The organism is Rania fehmarnensis (assembly GCF_056494185.1).
Map to the genome: position 1 here is coordinate 3,337,805 of NZ_CM151398.1, position 16,409 is coordinate 3,354,213.

General features: G+C 55.8%; 13 protein-coding genes. 1 reads left to right on the forward strand and 12 read right to left on the reverse strand.

Going from position 1 to position 16,409, the window contains the following annotated elements:
- Positions 1 to 29: 29 nt before the first annotated feature.
- Positions 30 to 2,348: an FAD-dependent oxidoreductase gene (locus SH573x_RS11395; RefSeq protein WP_479356711.1), complete on the forward strand. Its 2,319-nt coding sequence runs from the start codon at positions 30 to 32 to the stop codon at positions 2,346 to 2,348.
- A gap of 199 nt (positions 2,349 to 2,547) precedes the next feature.
- Here the strand turns inward: SH573x_RS11395 and SH573x_RS11400 are convergent, their stop codons facing one another.
- The 12 genes from SH573x_RS11400 to SH573x_RS11455 all read right to left on the reverse strand — a co-directional run bounded on the left by SH573x_RS11400 (position 2,548) and on the right by SH573x_RS11455 (position 16,168).
- Positions 2,548 to 3,879, reverse strand: coding sequence for an amidohydrolase family protein (locus tag SH573x_RS11400; RefSeq protein WP_479355096.1), 1,332 nt, complete (start codon positions 3,877 to 3,879; stop codon positions 2,548 to 2,550).
- Positions 3,880 to 4,117: 238 nt separating this feature from the next.
- The gene (locus SH573x_RS11405; RefSeq protein WP_479355098.1) at positions 4,118 to 5,428 is read right to left on the reverse strand and encodes a hypothetical protein; all 1,311 of its coding nucleotides are present in this window, start codon (positions 5,426 to 5,428) and stop codon (positions 4,118 to 4,120) included.
- Between the two features lie 379 nt (positions 5,429 to 5,807).
- Positions 5,808 to 5,951: a hypothetical protein gene (locus SH573x_RS11410; protein WP_479355100.1), complete on the reverse strand. Its 144-nt coding sequence runs from the start codon at positions 5,949 to 5,951 to the stop codon at positions 5,808 to 5,810.
- Between the two features lie 16 nt (positions 5,952 to 5,967).
- On the reverse strand, positions 5,968 to 6,501 hold the full coding sequence (locus SH573x_RS11415) for a hypothetical protein (RefSeq protein ID WP_479355102.1): 534 nt from the start codon (positions 6,499 to 6,501) through the stop codon (positions 5,968 to 5,970).
- A gap of 94 nt (positions 6,502 to 6,595) precedes the next feature.
- Positions 6,596 to 11,020, reverse strand: coding sequence for a PVC-type heme-binding CxxCH protein (locus SH573x_RS11420; RefSeq protein ID WP_479355104.1), 4,425 nt, complete (start codon positions 11,018 to 11,020; stop codon positions 6,596 to 6,598).
- A gap of 435 nt (positions 11,021 to 11,455) precedes the next feature.
- On the reverse strand, positions 11,456 to 11,632 hold the full coding sequence (locus tag SH573x_RS11425; protein ID WP_479355105.1) for a hypothetical protein: 177 nt from the start codon (positions 11,630 to 11,632) through the stop codon (positions 11,456 to 11,458).
- On the reverse strand, positions 11,622 to 12,017 hold the full coding sequence (locus SH573x_RS11430) for a Minf_1886 family protein (protein ID WP_479355107.1): 396 nt from the start codon (positions 12,015 to 12,017) through the stop codon (positions 11,622 to 11,624). Before SH573x_RS11430 ends, SH573x_RS11425 begins: the two co-directional genes overlap by 11 nt.
- Before the next feature lie 6 nt (positions 12,018 to 12,023).
- A complete protein-coding gene (locus tag SH573x_RS11435; RefSeq protein ID WP_479355109.1) occupies positions 12,024 to 12,866 on the reverse strand; it encodes a PSP1 domain-containing protein in 843 nt (280 codons plus the stop codon).
- A gap of 230 nt (positions 12,867 to 13,096) precedes the next feature.
- Positions 13,097 to 13,516: a tRNA (adenosine(37)-N6)-threonylcarbamoyltransferase complex ATPase subunit type 1 TsaE gene (gene tsaE / locus SH573x_RS11440; protein ID WP_479355111.1), complete on the reverse strand. Its 420-nt coding sequence runs from the start codon at positions 13,514 to 13,516 to the stop codon at positions 13,097 to 13,099.
- The gene (gene thiL / locus SH573x_RS11445) at positions 13,516 to 14,445 is read right to left on the reverse strand and encodes a thiamine-phosphate kinase (RefSeq protein ID WP_479355112.1); all 930 of its coding nucleotides are present in this window, start codon (positions 14,443 to 14,445) and stop codon (positions 13,516 to 13,518) included. The genes tsaE and thiL overlap by 1 nt, the downstream gene beginning before the upstream one ends.
- A gap of 186 nt (positions 14,446 to 14,631) precedes the next feature.
- Positions 14,632 to 15,123, reverse strand: coding sequence for a ribose 5-phosphate isomerase B (gene rpiB / locus SH573x_RS11450; protein WP_479355114.1), 492 nt, complete (start codon positions 15,121 to 15,123; stop codon positions 14,632 to 14,634).
- Positions 15,124 to 15,205: 82 nt separating this feature from the next.
- Entirely contained in the window at positions 15,206 to 16,168 is a 963-nt protein-coding gene (locus SH573x_RS11455) for a GNAT family N-acetyltransferase (RefSeq protein WP_479355116.1), read from the reverse strand.
- Positions 16,169 to 16,409 lie beyond the last annotated feature (241 nt).

The window sequence follows — 16,409 nt, forward strand, 5'->3', positions numbered from 1 at the left end:
ACAAGAGTGGACGTTTGGTGTTGTACTGGATGCAGACCGCGATGCGCTGCGACGAAAACCCTGCGCTCGACGTAGCCTGCCATTGGGCCCGGCAATTGGGGCTACCCTTGCTCATCTACCAGGGCGTTTCGTCACGCATGACATATGCGTCGGACAGGCATCATACTTTCATTCTGCAAGGTGCGCGCGATTTGCAGCAGGCTGCTGAGCAGCTTGGACTAAGCTACGCGTTATATGTTGAACGCGCTCGTTCGAAAGCTCCGCTGGCCGAACTGGTGCAGCAAGCGGCGATAGTGATCGTCGAAGATATGCCGACTGATCCGCATCGCCAGTTCGTGCGTGCGGCTTTGCGTAATAGTGCCTGTCCGTTTGTGGCTGTCGATACAGCTTGCGTGGCACCGATGCAATTGGTGGGGCGGAGTTATGAACGCGCCTTTGAGTATCGCGATCGCACTCGATCCTTATACAAAGCCAGGCTCAAACGTCCATGGCCAGTAGTTGAGTCGCTGCCCGAACCTTACCACCTGGCGGAACTCGATTGGCTAGTTTCAATCCAGCCAAACGAAACGGCGATCGCCGAGTTGGTAGCGCAGTGCGATATCGATCATACGATTGCGCCTGTGGCCGAAACGTGTGGTGGCATGGTCGCGGGACTGCAACGCTGGGAGAATTTTAAGGCTCGCAAATTGCGGCGTTATGCGGATGATCGCAACGCTCCGCTGAAAGAGCCGGGCAGTCGTATGTCGGCTTACTTGCACTATGGCATGGTCTCGCCGCTGCAGATTGCGCGCGAAGCGGCGATGCTGAGTGGAACGGGCGCCGAGAAGTTCTTGGACGAGCTGTTGATCTGGCGCGAACTGGCGTATGCGTTCTGCTGCTTTCGGCCCGATCATAACTTGTGGAGTGCCATTCCCAAGTGGGCTCAAGAGACGCTGGCCGAACATCAATCCGATCGCAGGCGACATCTGTACTCATGGGAATCATTGGCACGCGCCGCGACGCATGATCGCTTTTGGAATGCAGCTCAGCGATCGCTGCTGATCGATGGTGAACTGCACAACAATGTACGTATGACTTGGGGCAAAGCGCTGCTGAATTGGTGCGTGCAACCCCGAGAGGCGTTGCGGCTGATGATCGATTTGAATCATCGTTATGCCCTGGATGGTCGTGATCCCGCGTCATACGGTGGCCTGCTCTGGTGCTTGGGGCAGTTCGACCGACCGTTCTCGCCATCGCAGCCTGTTTTTGGCACGGTGAGGACTCGGCCAACTCAGGATCATGTAAAACGTCTGGATGTGGTGGCCTACGAACAGCTAGTCTCGCTTACTTCAGCATCGCGCCAGCGGCGGATTGCTGTAGTTGGTGCCGGCCTGTCAGGTTTATTTGCCGCGCGAACGCTGCGCGACCTTGGACACCAGGTGACCGTGTTCGAAAAGAGTCGGGGCCCGGCGGGCCGTATGTCGACGCGCCGCACGACGCATGCCGATTTTGATCACGGTGCGCAGTACTTCACTTGTCGCGATCGTCGCTTTCGACGCTACGTAGAGAGTTGGCTGGCACGGGGTTTGGTCGCGAAGTGGGAAAGCCCGATCGCTATTTACTCCGGCGGCTCACTCCAAGGCCAGACAACAGCGGAACGATTTGTGGCTGTGCCAACCATGAACGAACTGGGCAAGTACCTGGCACATGATATGGATGTGCAGTATGAAGTTAGAATTGCATCGCTGCAGCGTAAATCGAAAGCTTGGTCGTTGAGCGATGATCGCGAAGGTGTCCGAGGTGAGTTCGATCAGGTGATTGTGGCTGTGCCTGCGCCACAGGCGGCCGAGCTATTGCGTGAAGCATCACCGGAACTATCCATCCAGCTAGGTCAACAAGAGTACGCACCGTGTTGGTGTGTGTTATTGAATCTCGAGCAAGCCTTGCCCGTGAATTGGGGAGGCGCGTTTATAAACACGGGGCCAATTCGCTGGGTAGCGCGCAACCAAACGAAACCGGGACGACAGGCTCAACCAGAGTCGCTGGTCTTGCATGCTCAAGGCGCGTGGAGCCAGACGCTGCTAGAAGCCGATCCAGCTCAAATTGTTGATCAACTCGTCACGGCCCTCCGTGCAGAGCTGGGCATCGAGTTATCGGCCATCACTTACTCTGCCGCCCATCGCTGGCTGTATGCCATGCCCGTCCATGACCAGCCCCTGAGTATGCGAGCGCTCGTCAGCGATGATCATTCTTTAATTGCTTGTGGCGACTGGGCCAGCGGCTCACGCATCGAAGGCGCGTTCTTAAGCGGCGCAGCCGCCGCCGGTCCTCGTTTAACCCGTAGCCGTCAGGCGAGGCGCACCCTCTAACCAATCTCTACTACAACCTAACGTCTGCGTGCTCAACTTCATTGCCAAGATGTCCTCGTTTAACCCGTAGCCGTCAGGCGAGGCGCACCCTCTAACCAATCTCTACTACAACCTAACGTCTGCGTGCTCAACATTATCACTTGGCCACGCGAGGACAATCGCTTCGATTGCCTAGCCTGCGGCTACGGGTTAAACGATGTTAGCCGCGTCTGGCGAGGGTACATAGAGCAGCTGTATTCATCAGCGTTTCCAGCATCGGCTCTAGATCCGTCGTGTGCTTCTCCAAGGGCACGATATTCAGTTTCGCCCATGCTCCGCTGTGCAGCGAGCCGAAATCTGATTCGACACCAAGTGCCAGCGCGGCATCACTGGTAATCGCAGCCAACGCTTGGCTTGGTCGAAGAGATGGATGTTGCGCCAAGGCGGTGATGGCTTCACACCATAAATTCAAATCGGGATTGGTACTGCGTGAATCGGTGCCGAAGACGACCGTGATGCCGCGCGATGTTAGTTCGCCTAACGGATACGGCTTATGTTCAAAATGCCGATGAGTTCGCGGGCAATAGACGACGCGCAAGCGATCGCGATAACCGCTGAGATGATCCATCTCGTTAGTCGTCAGATAGTTGCCGTGAATCAGCAAGCCGCGCGGAGCAGCGGCTAGCGCCTCGATGATCGATGGCACCAAGTCTGGTTGCGGTACAGAGTTCACGCCGAATCGCTGCAGCATGTCAGCCATGGGGCCGGTGCCGGCGTCCAGCCACTGTCGCTCTGCCAGGCTTTCCGCCACGTGCATCGCAACCAGCGCGTTGCGCTGGGTCGCCAAGTTGACCGTCGAACTCCAGAGTGGCTCTGGAGTCGAATACGGAGCGTGCGGCGAAAATGCCAACTGCAGCAACCAGCCAGGCCACTGAGAAGCAGGCGAGGTCAGTACTTGGTCACGCCACTGGGAGGCTTGTTGCATGCGTTCCGCCGACAAACCGAGCTGCTCGATACAGGCGATGACTGCGGGGAAGGTGCCTCGCGGCAAGTGCTCGGTGACTAGCTGCTGCGCAGCGGTGGTGAGCTGCGCGCTTGGAAACGGCGCAGCACAATGATCAGGATTACAGTCATGCAAAAAATCGCCAGGTGACCAAGGTGGCGTGACAATGTCGGCCAGAGCTGCAATGCCGAACTGATCTGATTCTGCGAGCCCACGGAGAATGGCTTGCGGCTTGGTGAGTAGCGGGTTAGTTGTACCAGCTTGTGTGCCCACCTCGAGTCGACTTTGCCGCATGGCCAACACGCGCGAGATCCATTGAGGGAAATTCGCGCCTGCTGGCAGTGGTTGATCCAAGTCACTGAATTCTAAATGCGTATGTGGATTGACCAGGCCGGGCACAATTGCCATGCCATCCAACCGCACATCGGCAGTTGCATCCAGCCGACCTGTGACCTCCAGTATTCTGCCATAGCGAATCAGCAGCTGGCCAGGCGCCAAGACCTGTCGGCTGGAAGCGATTACTACATCGGCTTGGATGCGAAGTGACACAAATACACTTTTACTTGCGAAACAAACTGCCTAGGCCGCCAGAGATAAAGACATAGCCAGGCTGCTCAGATTGTAACACTCGCCTCCGGTAGCGGAATGCGTCAAGCAGGTAGCGGAATGCGTCAAGCATTTCGAGGCATATCAGTAGAGAAGTCGAAAGCCTTGACGGCTTCCGCTACGGAGGAGAAGGTAGCGGAATGCGTCAAGCAGGTAGCGGAATGCGTCAAGCATTTCGAGGCTACGATTCTGACGCTTGGCGGGCGACCGTTCTGCGCACGACACGTCTGAGTTCGCGATAGACGCGCACCGGCAGTGGGCGTTTGACTTTAGTGGACGTTGGCTCGATCATCGGCTCAGTAATCTCGACCGAGCAAGCTTGGGCTAGTCGAGCGCTAAACTCGTCGCCCTTCAACCAACTGGCCATTTGTTGGACACGGCGCCGGAGCCAGCGTGCCTGGTCGAGGGCTTTGCTGCGACTGAAGACTTCTTCGACGAAGAATCGCTGATGTTGGCTCCACTGAGCTGCCACCTGCGCATCGTCAAGCGCGGCGGCGGCCATGGCGTTGGCTTGTTCGATACTCTCATACATGCCGGCCTGCTGCAGATCAGCAGTGCTCAGACCAAAGTGCATGCCCTCAAACGCAAAGGCAGACGACTTGTGAAACAGGACCGGTACGCCTAGCGCCATAAATTCGATCGGGTGATAGTGCACGTGATAACGCGACTTGCCGTGATAAATTGAAACGCGTGCACTAGCCGCAGCGCCATAATATTGATCGTCATCCAAGAAGCCCACGATCGAGGGATCGTTCAGGTCGCCACCGCCGGGCGGGTTGCCACCCAAAATCTTCAACGGCAGATGACCATGATCGCGGCGATACTGTTGATACATCTCCATGTAATAGACTTGTTTCTGAATACGGGGAATGGTTTCGACCACATACGGTTGGCTAGACGTCGCCGACCAGCGCACGTGGCCTAGACGCTGCGGTGTTACGTATGCGCCCAGGTGCTGGGCATTGGTCGTCAAACGCGGATCTTCGGGCTCGGCCAGTGTGGTCAGAATGGGAACCCACATATAGTTGGGTAAATGAGCCAAGGCATCCAAGTTGATGCGATAATGTTTGGCGATGCGCGTGTAGGTATTCAGATCGCCATGGCCGAAGGGGCGAAACATGACCGTCCCCCGAAACTTGCTTGCCAGGCGAATAGCCAGGTTGGGAAGCACCGTCATATAGATGCAGTCGACATGCTCATTGAGCAATTGCAGATGCTCGGCCGAAAGTTCATTCTGGCCTTCGTTCTCGCAGAGGTTCATCGACTGCAACTGCTGCACAATATTCGAAGGCAGTCCGATGGAAGACTTCCACTGATCGCACAGTTGAGCATCGATAGCCGGGTTATATTTGTAAGTCCAAAAGTCGGTCAGCAGAGGCACGACTCGAAAGCCTGCCTCCAGCAGCATCGGAATCTCTTCTGCAGCTAAAGTCGAATGGGACGAACACCACAACATCACCGGTGCGGAACTTGTATGCGAACTGACTGTCACTGGACCATCCCTTGCCACTTGCCAATCTGAACTGCACTCATTCTGCAAGCGTCCCTGCCCCGCGGCAGGGACCCACTTTGCGCAGAGCGCCAGCCGCCGTTTTAGAGAAACTTGGGTTCCGGTGTCAATCTCACCTCGGTAGGGCCAGTCACCTCTCCAAGGCTTTGCCTTGGGGAGGTCGAATCGAGGCTTTGCGAGATTCGGGAGGGGCTTTGGCGTGTAGCCGATCTCGCCAGAGATTGGACGTCGATTGGTGACGCGTCCAAAGTCTGGCGACTTCGGCTACAGCAGGAGTCTTGCCTAGCGCTTTGCCCCCTCCCGCAGACGAAGGCTGAACGCCTCGCCTGCGACCTCCCCCGCTGCGCGGGGGAGGTGACGGTCACGTCAAACTCGATTCGAGCGATTTTATTTCGCGTTGCATGTCATTGGCGAGCCGCTGGTGCTGCCCACTGTCTCTCCACCATGCCAGGCTGACGCTGATGATGAGGATCAACCACAGCCCATCGCGAATATGAAGTTTCATACCAAGTACCTGTGCGTTAAGCGTGCACCTGCGTCATTTGGACGGCGTTGTTGATCAGGGTCTTTAACGCATGCTCCGTGCGATTCCGCACCGTCTTGGACATCATGGGCGAGAGGACCAGCCAAGGAGATATGGGCAGTACTGTCAGCGTCATGCAAAACAGCATCCACATCCAACCTTGTGCCCAGGGAACGCCGAACCCAACGCCGAATTGCTGACCAAAGAAAAGGCCGCCACCAACTGCAAAAAACAAGCCGAGGCCCAGCCCGAGAAATAGGGGAAAGCGCGTCAAGAACTTGTGCATGAAGTCGACGCCGCCAAGTTCTGCATCTAGACGCAGCCTGTCACCATCGAGGACCAGAGAAACTTTCGAGGCACCCAATAACGGATTCTGCCGCGTGCTATTCAAGCCCGGCCCCGTCAGCCGCGCGCTGTTCTGGTCGCGTTTGACAATCGCGAAACCGTTATCGCACAGCGTCACCAGAGCCGCTTGAATTGCGTCCACCGTCGGTCCAGCCACCTCCGCCGAAGTCGAATAGGTACTCGCCATGATTCCCTCTTCCCCCTGAATGATAATACTTTATATGTAAAGTAATGACGGCTGTCTTACACGTCACGTTAGTTCAGTTTTATCAACATCAGCTTTACTTGCGCAAAGTCATGAGGTATTCGATCAGGTCAACTAGTTCGGTGGCCGTGAGGTTTTCATGGAGATTGTCGGGCATAAGTGACTTTTCAATCTTCTTTAGCTCGGACAAATCTTCGCTGGTAATCGTGCGGTCGATGCCCTGTGCATCTTTCAGTACAACCTGCGCCGGCGAGCGACTGACAAGCAGGCCGTTGATCACGTTGCCATCTTCGGTCAGCGCCGCATAGTTTTCGTAGTTGTGGCTAATGCCTGCTGAGGGATCTAGGATCGAGACCAGCATGGCTTCGCGCGAGAGCTTGCTGCCGATCTCGCTCAAGTCTGGGCCAACTGCTTTGCCTTGACCTTTGACCAGGTGACAATTGGCACAGGTGCCCTTCAGCTTGAACACGACCAGTCCGCTCTCAACATTGCCTGGTCGAGCCACCAATTCGGCCAGCGGTGGTAGAGCTTCTTTGGCAGCGCCTTTGGGGGCTGGGAATATCTCAGTAGCAACTTGTCGAATTTCCGGATTGGGACTGTTCCGCAAATTCGAGCCCACGATCAATCGAGCGCCGGCGGGCAGTTTATTCTGCTTGGCCAGTTCCAACAGTAGCTTGCCGCCCGGTACCGAGTTGGAAAGGGCTTTCGCCAGATCTGTTTTGGCCTCCGGCAGTACCTCGGCGCTATCGAGACACTGACCGATAAAACGTTGACTGACATCCAACTTGCACATGCCGATCACCGTGGCCATCCGGGTGGCGCTAGGCAGATTGTCTTTGTTGGTCAGCACAGCCATGAGTTTGCTAGCTGCATTGTCGCGGCGCAGCAGCCCTTCCATCGCGCCGACCGATTGCGAATCGGGTTCGGCATCGAGCACCATACTGAGCAACAGATCGACCGTGTTGGGCAGCTTCATTTGACGAATGATCTTCAGCTTCTCAGCTCGGCTGGGCGTTTGCTCGAGATATCGCAGCACAGCTTGTTGCTGGTCGGCGTCCAGACGCTCTCCGGCTGAAGAGCCCAAGCGTGCCAGGCTTTCAACGAGCAGTTGGTCTTTGCGCTGTTGCTTGACGTCACTACCAGGTAGGGCAGCGATAATCGAATCGATGGCACTTTGACGATCTTCAGGCGCTTGGAAATCGAGCGCTCGAATAAACTTGGGGACTTGATCGTCGGGCAATTTGGTCGATGTCAACAACTGGCCGATGCGCTCGGCGGCTTGGCCGCAACGAGCTCGCCAGGTGATGTCGAGTTGTTCGTTTCCTTTTTGAACTTGCGATGATGCGAGATACTCGCGGTAACATTCGTTCCACCGTCGCTGAGCACCGATGCCGAGGGCTTCGAGGTACCAGCGGTCATGGCCGTCGTAGGCCTGGGCCAATTGTGCCCACACGCTGGGCATCTCATTGGACTTATCAAGGTGCAGGGCCACTGCCAATTCACGTCGCACGCCCGCGGAATCGTCGTTGGCCAGTTGAGCATAATCGGCCAGTGGCAAATTCAGTTGCCGGGCCAAACGAATCGCGACCATGCGGATATTCGGATCGCGATCGCGCATGGCAGCGTTCACCGCGAATTGACCTTTCCCAGGCAGTTTGCCGATCGCCCAATAGGCGCGCGCTCGCATGCGCGGGTTCTCATCGCGCAGCATGTTTTCAAGAGCAGTGTGCGCCTTTTCCCCGAAACCTTGGATGGCTTGGAATGCCAGGTAGCGGGCTGAATTCGAGGGGCTGCGCAGGGCGCTGACCGCTCCCTCAGGCGTGCTGAAGTCATACTTGGGCACTACATATTTGCTGCCCGGAGGAGCCAGGCGGAACAAGCGTCCGCGTTCGAGGTCACCCATGTTGTGACCACCCACACCTGGATCATACCAGTCGGTAATGAACAGTGAACCATCGGGAGCTACGCACACATCGGCCGGTCGGAACCAGCGATCACGTTCACCCACAATCATGTTGACAATGTCCGCTTTGTAGCCAGCACCTTCTGGCGCAGCGGGATAGGCTCGCACCACGTTGGGGCCAGCATCGCAGTGAATGACTTGACCCTGAAAGACTTTGGGCAGCAGTTCACCTTCGTAGACCGTGATGCCAGTTGGCGAACCGGCACCGGTAATCAACATGGTCGGAACGACTCCCGGGTCGTTCAGGTGCCAATGCTGCTCGGGGATCTCGCGCTCCATATTGGTGCGTTCGACGCGCCACGTGTCGCCGGTCTTTTCGTCGACATAGCCGTAGTTACCATACTCCATCACAAAGTTGATGCGCGTGGCTCGATTGCCGTCATCGTCATTATCGCTTTGCCACAGCGCGCCGAAGGAATCGACCGTGACTTCGTAGTTGTTGCGAAAATTATAACCGAGCACTTCGAAGTCAGAGCCATCCAGATTGCAACGAAACGGCATGCCTTGTCGATACGGCTGGCCGTTGTCGCGGACTTCGTGGCCGGCCATGTCGCGAACCAGGTTGCCCTGCGCGTCGTGAACAATTTTCCCGGTGTTCCCAAAGTTCCAATAGACCTTGCCATCGGGGCCAAACAGGAACGAGTGAGCTGAGTGATCGTGCTGCGCGTCGCCGGTCTTGCTAAAGAAGAGTTCCTTGCGATCGGCTACATCATCACCATCGTCGTCGGTCAAAATCCAAACATTGGGAGATGCGGAGACGATAACTTTGTTACCCAGGACACAAATGCCCATCGCCGAATCGATGTCACGACCTTGATAGAAGACCTTTTCCGTATCCATCACTCCGTCTTGATTGGTATCTTCAAGAATCAGGACGCGGTCGCCTTCGGGCCGCTGGCCATTGTGGCGGCGATAATTGACAACTTCGCAGACCCACACGCGACCGCGATGATCGACATCGAGATTGGTAAGGCTGAGCAGCTTGGGTTCCGAGGCAGCTAGCGTAGCCTCTAGTTCTGGATGCACATCCAGGCCAGCCACCGCATTTTCAATCTGACGCAATTCTTCTTGGCTGTTAGTACCGCTCAGGTTGCGTGGCGGGGCATCGGCATAGATGGCGAACTGTACCGAGGTGGATCCACCGCCATTTTGCGATGTGCCACCAGCGTCCAGCCCGCAACCCACATTCAGCTTTTCCCAAGAGCCATCCAATTCGAAACTGATGATGCTCTGCGCATGAGTGCCAATGCCTTTGGCAAAGTTGCGACCATGCACGACCAGTGGGCCGCCATCCACATTCTTGTTCTTGTGGACCTGGCCCCAATCGGTCGAGGCGGTTTTCCAACTGAGTTCGGCCAGGTCAGTCGTGGTTGAGCCTTTGCTGATTGTGGGCTCGAGCCAATCAGCCCAATCGCAACCAAAGCCATCGCCACCATCGCTTACGACCAGGTAGAGTTTCTTGACGCCTCGTATATCGACGCTGGCATCGACTCGGTGATCTTTGGTTTGTGAAGTTACGATCGGACTGATGAAGAGTTGACGTGCCTTGGCACTGTTCTCCTTGGCACCGCCATTTTTAGCATCACCGTCTTTGGTTACTGGTTGCAATGTTCCAGCAGTGCTAGTGAGTTTGAATTCAGACTTGATTGCAGCGGCATCAAAACGTTCGGGGATCGGTTCGTCTTGACCTTCTTTGAGAGTTTCGATCGTCGGTTGTTGCGTACCCAGACCGGCTTCAGGAATTTCGACATGCGCGGTCCAACAGATGGCGTTAGAAACGAGTTTTAGAATTTCAGGTCGGCCCCAATTCCAGTGAAAGTGACCGCCGGTGAAGCCGAACGATCGACCACCACCGGCGCGCTCGTAGGCCCACGCCATATGTTGAGGCAAGCCCTTGGCCACTTCGGCTCGCACGGCTTCGTTACCGCTATGAGGTCCATTGGGGCGCGACATGGTGCTGGCAGGTGGCACCGCCGAGAGGATGGGCGTGACGCCTTGCATCTCTGGACGAAACCGCATGTGAAAATACCATTCGTCATTGGCTGCAAATGGTTTCACGCCGCGCGTGATCGGATGCTCGGGCAATTTTTCGTAGTTGGCTACCCAGTGAGGATTGACCGACCAATCTGTTTCGAAGTATCCGCCCAACCACTCGAGAAATTCTTGACCGCCTTGGTCCTTGGGAATTTCGACTCCGTAATGCAAACAGACAAAGCCTGCGCCGCGCTGCATGTGTTTGGCGAGTGCTGCGCGATGTTGGACGGCTGGATGTCCGCCACCGCCATCGCAGTACATGATGATCGTATCGGCGCCATCGAGCACGGTTTCATCTTCGGGCCAGCCACCTGAGTAGACTTCGCACTTGACGCCTGTGGCCGAGCGTTGGATTGCATCGGCCAAGATGCGACACCCGGCCAGGTGTTCGTGCGAGCCATAGCCGTGACTGGGTCGGCCTGCCAGGAAGACAATGCGTTTATCAGCGGCCTGGGACTGCTCGGCCGTCGTCAGCAGCAGACTGCCAAAACATGCGAGAGCCATCCAGATTTTTGAGACGAGGCTTCTTGAGACAAGGCGCGCGGTCAGAGAACGACCACAACGAGAACGTCGATGACTCGACATACGCACTCTCCGAGGGTGAGCTGGTGGGTGGGATAGGCTGAATCGAGGAGGTGGAGCAAGTTCGATAGGCACTGCAAAACAATAAACTACCGGACTTATCGTAACGGGGTGACTTGTCCTACATTCAAACTTGTTAGCGTTCATGGTTCTATGCCGATGATCCAAACAAGCCGAACAACATACTGTGGCTACAGTTGCGTCAAGCGATCCACTGCAACTTCGCTTTTTCCGCAAACTGCATTTCGACATCGTTGTTCGCAGATTGAATTCAACTGAACTGTCTTTGATGTCAACATCATTTGAGTCTTGAGAACTGGGAGTCCGGTAGTTTATTGTTTTGCAGTGCCTAGTTGATTATTGATTGCCGGCTTGGACATTTACCCAAGCCACGTAGGCCAGGCCGACGAGCCACATAGCATACAGCACGATCATGATGATCAAGCTGCTCTTGCCAGTTACTTGAGCGGGCGTGCGGGCGGGCGCCGTGGAGCCATGCGTGGTCGTAGACTTCGATGCTCTATCAGGCTTCATCGCTACCGCTCAATTCAAAGACGGGATCGAACGCAGAATCGAATTCATAACAATCGTTGAAGTCTTCGCGGCGATCGGATTCTGATTTCTTCATCTGTTTGAAGCGAATCAAGTTGTAAACGATTTCACCGAAATCGCTGGTCGAAAAGACTCCCCAGTTATTCAAGACGATCTTGGCCATGAAACCAAATTGATCGAGGGCATACAGGCGAATGGCTTCGCACAGTTGTTGGCCGGTCAGGTGCCTTTCACCTTCACCACCGGCGGTGGGTTGGTGAGGCATCTTCAATATTTCTTGAGCATAGGCCAAGGCTTCGCGCACGAACTGATAAGCTTCAGGGTGAAAGCGTTGGTCATGCTTGAGTAGCTCAAACATTTGATTCATTTGGTGTCATTCTTCTTCGTCGCGTGACGGTTTACTGGATGGTGCGGGTCGACGAATGACCGACAGTACTTGATCAGCATTCATTATGACACGCCGATTGTCTTCCATCGACACCACCAATTGCCGAGTTAGCAAATCTTGACCAACAACTCGACCCCGGCCATCCGTGGTGACGATATCTGCGCCTAGTGACGGTAGACTCTTGCGGTTCTCCTCGTATGTATCATATTCGTAACGTAGGCAACATTTCAAACGTCCGCAGCGTCCAGAAATTTTATTTGGGTCAAGGGTCGCTTTCTGCAGCTTGGCCATCTTCATCGAAACCGGTGGCATTTGCACCAAGTGAGTATTGCAGCAGACGGGCTTGCCACAGTCGCCGTAGTCGGCCAACAGTTTGGCTTCATCGCGCACTCCGATTTGCTTCATCTCGATGCGCGTTTGAAACTCGTGAGCCAGGCGACGAACCAGTTCGCGGAAATCGATGCGGCCCTCGGCCAGGTAGTAAACGACCATCCTTTCGCCGCCAAAGATGCGTTCGATATCGACCAGGTCCATCTCCAAATCCATCTCGCGTATGATGGCCAGGCACTGATCGGATTCTTCATCAGACTTGGCCAGGATGTGCGCAAGTTCGCGCGCATCGTCATCGGTCATCGCTCGCTGGATAGACCCCGTGGGTGGTTCTACCAGTTGAGCTAACGCCTTGTCATCGGCAATGCACAACACATCGCCCACTTCCAAGCCGCGGGTAGTTCGGGCAATTACGCGGGTAGCACGGGCAAACTCTTGTCGAGACTGCATCACGTACAGCGTGCGAGTAATCCCGCAGCGGACTATGTAACTTGGCATCAGTTTGAACGGTCTTGGAGGGCGTAATGGGAGTGGGCAGCCGCGCCGCGAATCGGACGCACCCGCCAGATGAGGTTGCTCGGATGAGGGGCATAAACTAGCGGTTGCTAGTATACCGATATACCGCTGCGGAGGGTAGCGTGTAGGGCGATTGCCGATTGGCGATTGGCGAATGCCGATTGCCGATTGCCGATTGGTTCAATCGGCAATCATCAATCGCCAATCGGCAATCAGTTGGTTGAGATGATGGCTTGACGCTGACCGTTGGAGAGAATGGATAGATCGCAGCGGAGCCACTGCTCGGGCCAGGTTTCTGGAAACTTGTCCGCCCACTCGATCACTACCAGTGCCGGTTCGGCCAGCCATTCGTCGAGCCCCAGGTCCCAGACCTCTGCGGCTGAATTCAGACGGTAGTAGTCTAAATGGATCAAGTCGATTGTGCCGCGATAACGTTGCATCAGCACGTAGGTCGGACTGGTTACCAGCTCGGCAGGAATCGATAGATGTACCGCCAACGATCGCACCAATTGTGTCTTACCAGCACCCAAGGGGCCACACAGGGCGAGCATCATCGGCACTTCGATCTGCCTGGCCAGAGACGCGGCCAAGCGATCGGTGTCGGATAGAGTCGCCAAGTGCACCGGTGGCATCAGCTTTGGGCCCCATGCACATAACCTGTGGCGGCCAGTTGCTCGATGCGGCTACCACGCTTGGCCCACAGCCCGGTACGACTGGTGAAGCGGCCTATGTCGATCGCTTGCTCGGGGCCAACCAGTTCTTGCAACGCAGCCAACTCCGAGGCGGGAACGGCTAACAACAACTCAAAATCTTCACCATCACCCAGCGCGTGCTCAAGAGCGGTGCGTCCGCTGTGCGCAGCTTGCTCGTGTGCAGCTGCGCTGATTGGGATCGCATCCATGTGCAAGACAGCTCCACATCCGCTGGCATTACCCATGCGCAGCAGATCGATGGTCAAGCCATCGCTGATATCCATCGCCGCATGAATAGCGATGCGGTTTTTAACTTTGCTCGACCAATCCAAACGCGGTTGGAAGTCGAAGTGTTTACCTAACAAACTACCGCCCAAAGGACCAGTGACCACGATGGCATCATCGGCTCGCGCACCGCTGCGCGTCCAGACACCTCGATCATCAGCCCGACCAACTGCGGTCAGATGCAGAGCCAATGGTCCATTCCAACAATTGGTATCACCACCCGCGATCGCACATTGATATTGTTCGGCGGCTCGACAAATTCCTTCGAAGATCTCAGCGGCTAGTTGGTCAGCGCCGCATCCGGCTGATCCGGCCGCTGGTAAACACAGCGATACGAATAACGCTTCGGGCACTGCGCCCATCGCCGCTATATCGCTCAAGTTGACGTTAACGAGCTTTTGACCCAAGCGCCGCGGATCGACTTCCGACAAGATAAAGTGCGTGCCGTCTAGCAAGCTATCGGTGGTCACAACCGGATCACCCCGCCCTCCATCCAGCACAGCTGCATCGTCGCCGATCCCCAGCTTGACTTGCGGCAATCGCGACGCCCGCATCTTGGCCCAAGCCACAAAAGATTGTTCCATCGTTCCAAACCTAAGGTGTGACCACTGTGTTTGTAGCGGAAGCCGTCAAGGCTTTCGGCACTTTCAGTCAGTCGTAGCGGAAACCGTCAAGGCTTTCGTCGCTGTCGGGTTTTAATACTCGCCGAAATGCTTGACGCATTCCGCTACGGGTCGAAATGCTTGACGCATTCCGCTACATGTATTCCGCTACTTTGACGTTTTGTATTCACCGTTGAGGGCTTTGCGTTCGATCTCGAGGATCTTGGCAACACGTTGAGCGTGGCGCGGTTGAGGCGCGTAGACGGCTGAGAGGAACGAACGCATGATTTCATAGGCCAGCTCGGGGCCAATCACGCGAGCGCCGATGCACAGCACGTTCATATCGTCGTGCTCGACACCTTGATGAGCCGAATAGGTGTCGTGGCACAGGCTGGCGCGGATACCAGGGATCTTGTTGGCAGCCACGCTGACGCCCACTCCCGAACCGCATACCAAGATACCGCGCTCGGCTCGGCCGGCCAGGATTTCCTGGGCAACCAGCTCGGCAAAGTCGGGGAAGTCAGAGGGTTGCTCGCTGTAGGCTCCGCAATCCTTGAACTCGATGCCCGCGTCGCGCAGAAACTTATCTACCATGACTTTCATTGAATAGCCTGCATGATCACCACCGATCACACAGCGCTGGCAAGCCCACTTGGTCATCAAACGATCCTAAAGCGTCAAACGAGTCAAAATCTGCGACACGAGATGGCTTAGTAATGTATCAGAATTTTCAGATTTGAAATCAGGCGCGATGGAACCAGGCCTGGACGCGAGCGGTTTCTTGAAAGCCGGCTTGGAAATAGAGCCGCGTAGCGGGCCAATTGGCCGCATCCACAGCCGCCAGAAAGACTTCCGCGCCCAAATCAATAGCCGATCGCACCGCTTGCTCCAGCATGGCTCGGCCCAGCCCGCGGCCGCGCGAGGTCGGTCCCAAGCCCATGTAGACCAGCTCCGCCGCCTCGTCCGGCAGCGGGTTGATCAACACACAACCGGCCAATCGATCGTCATGTTCGATCAGCCACCAGTGAGTTCGAGACTCGACGGATTGACCATCCAAGAATCCCTCCAGCACATCTTCGGGTGTGCGCAGACCATTCAACTCAGGGCAGTCGAGCGTTTCGATGAACGTATGAGCCAACAGTTGAGTCAGCTGGGCACGTGTGGCCTCGCGCGCCGGTTTCCACCGATAACCCTCGGGCAGCCTGGCCGGTTCGATCACATTCGACTTCTTGGGTGGCAACATCATGGTGACTTGCAACAGCTCGGCCAGCGGAACAAAACCCGCTAGGCTGACGATCTCTGTCGAAATCGACTCTGTTGAATTCAAGATGGCTTGGATTTGTACTACGCCCACCGCACGAACTTGCTGGACCAACTGCGTCAGGATGGCCGCGGCCGTGTTGGTATGATTATCGATGGCCCGCACGCCACCCAAAGCAGCCACTCGCGCACCGAGCAGCACCATATAGGCGGCCGCGACCCGCTGTCGGTCAAGGATGGCTTCCAAGGGTAAGGGGCAATGAGGATGTTGATTATGTCGACGCTGCAGTTCCGCCATGACATGATCAATCTGATGCTGGTCCTTCAAGGGATCGATCCACACAACCAGTTCGTTCCAGGCGTCGTGGGGCACCGGTTGGACAATAGGTTGTGGCTTAACAGACTTGATTGACGAGGCAGATTGAGGTTTGCCAAGAAAATTCATGCTAACTTGTCCAGTCTGAACGGCGGCAGACGCGAATTACCCAGCTTACAATATCCGGCACGCTCTTGCGCAGCAAGCGGATCGTTGCCCCCAAACAGAGACATCGTACAGCGTCTAACCGTTGCGTTGCAAAGAGTTTTCTCCTACTCCTACTCGCAGAAATTTCGAGTAGTAGTAGTAGTAGTAGTAGTAGGAGTAGGAGTAGGAGTAGGAGTAGGAGTAGGAGTAGGAATAGGAATAG

Bases quoted from the DNA above. Each gene is read 5' to 3' on its own strand.
- tsaE (WP_479355111.1), bottom strand. From the start codon at position 13,516: ATGCCACCGGTGCACTTGGCGACTCTATCCGACACCGATCGCTTGGCC.
- SH573x_RS11410 (WP_479355100.1), bottom strand. From the start codon at position 5,951: ATGAAACTTCATATTCGCGATGGGCTGTGGTTGATCCTCATCATCAGC.
- SH573x_RS11395 (WP_479356711.1), top strand. From the start codon at position 30: ATGCAGACCGCGATGCGCTGCGACGAAAACCCTGCGCTCGACGTAGCC.
- SH573x_RS11430 (WP_479355107.1), bottom strand. From the start codon at position 12,017: ATGAATCAAATGTTTGAGCTACTCAAGCATGACCAACGCTTTCACCCT.
- SH573x_RS11455 (WP_479355116.1), bottom strand. From the start codon at position 16,168: ATGAATTTTCTTGGCAAACCTCAATCTGCCTCGTCAATCAAGTCTGTT.
- SH573x_RS11415 (WP_479355102.1), bottom strand. From the start codon at position 6,501: ATGGCGAGTACCTATTCGACTTCGGCGGAGGTGGCTGGACCGACGGTG.
- thiL (WP_479355112.1), bottom strand. From the start codon at position 14,445: ATGGAACAATCTTTTGTGGCTTGGGCCAAGATGCGGGCGTCGCGATTG.
- SH573x_RS11425 (WP_479355105.1), bottom strand. From the start codon at position 11,632: ATGAAGCCTGATAGAGCATCGAAGTCTACGACCACGCATGGCTCCACG.
- SH573x_RS11420 (WP_479355104.1), bottom strand. From the start codon at position 11,020: ATGGCTCTCGCATGTTTTGGCAGTCTGCTGCTGACGACGGCCGAGCAG.
- rpiB (WP_479355114.1), bottom strand. From the start codon at position 15,123: ATGACCAAGTGGGCTTGCCAGCGCTGTGTGATCGGTGGTGATCATGCA.
- SH573x_RS11435 (WP_479355109.1), bottom strand. From the start codon at position 12,866: ATGCCAAGTTACATAGTCCGCTGCGGGATTACTCGCACGCTGTACGTG.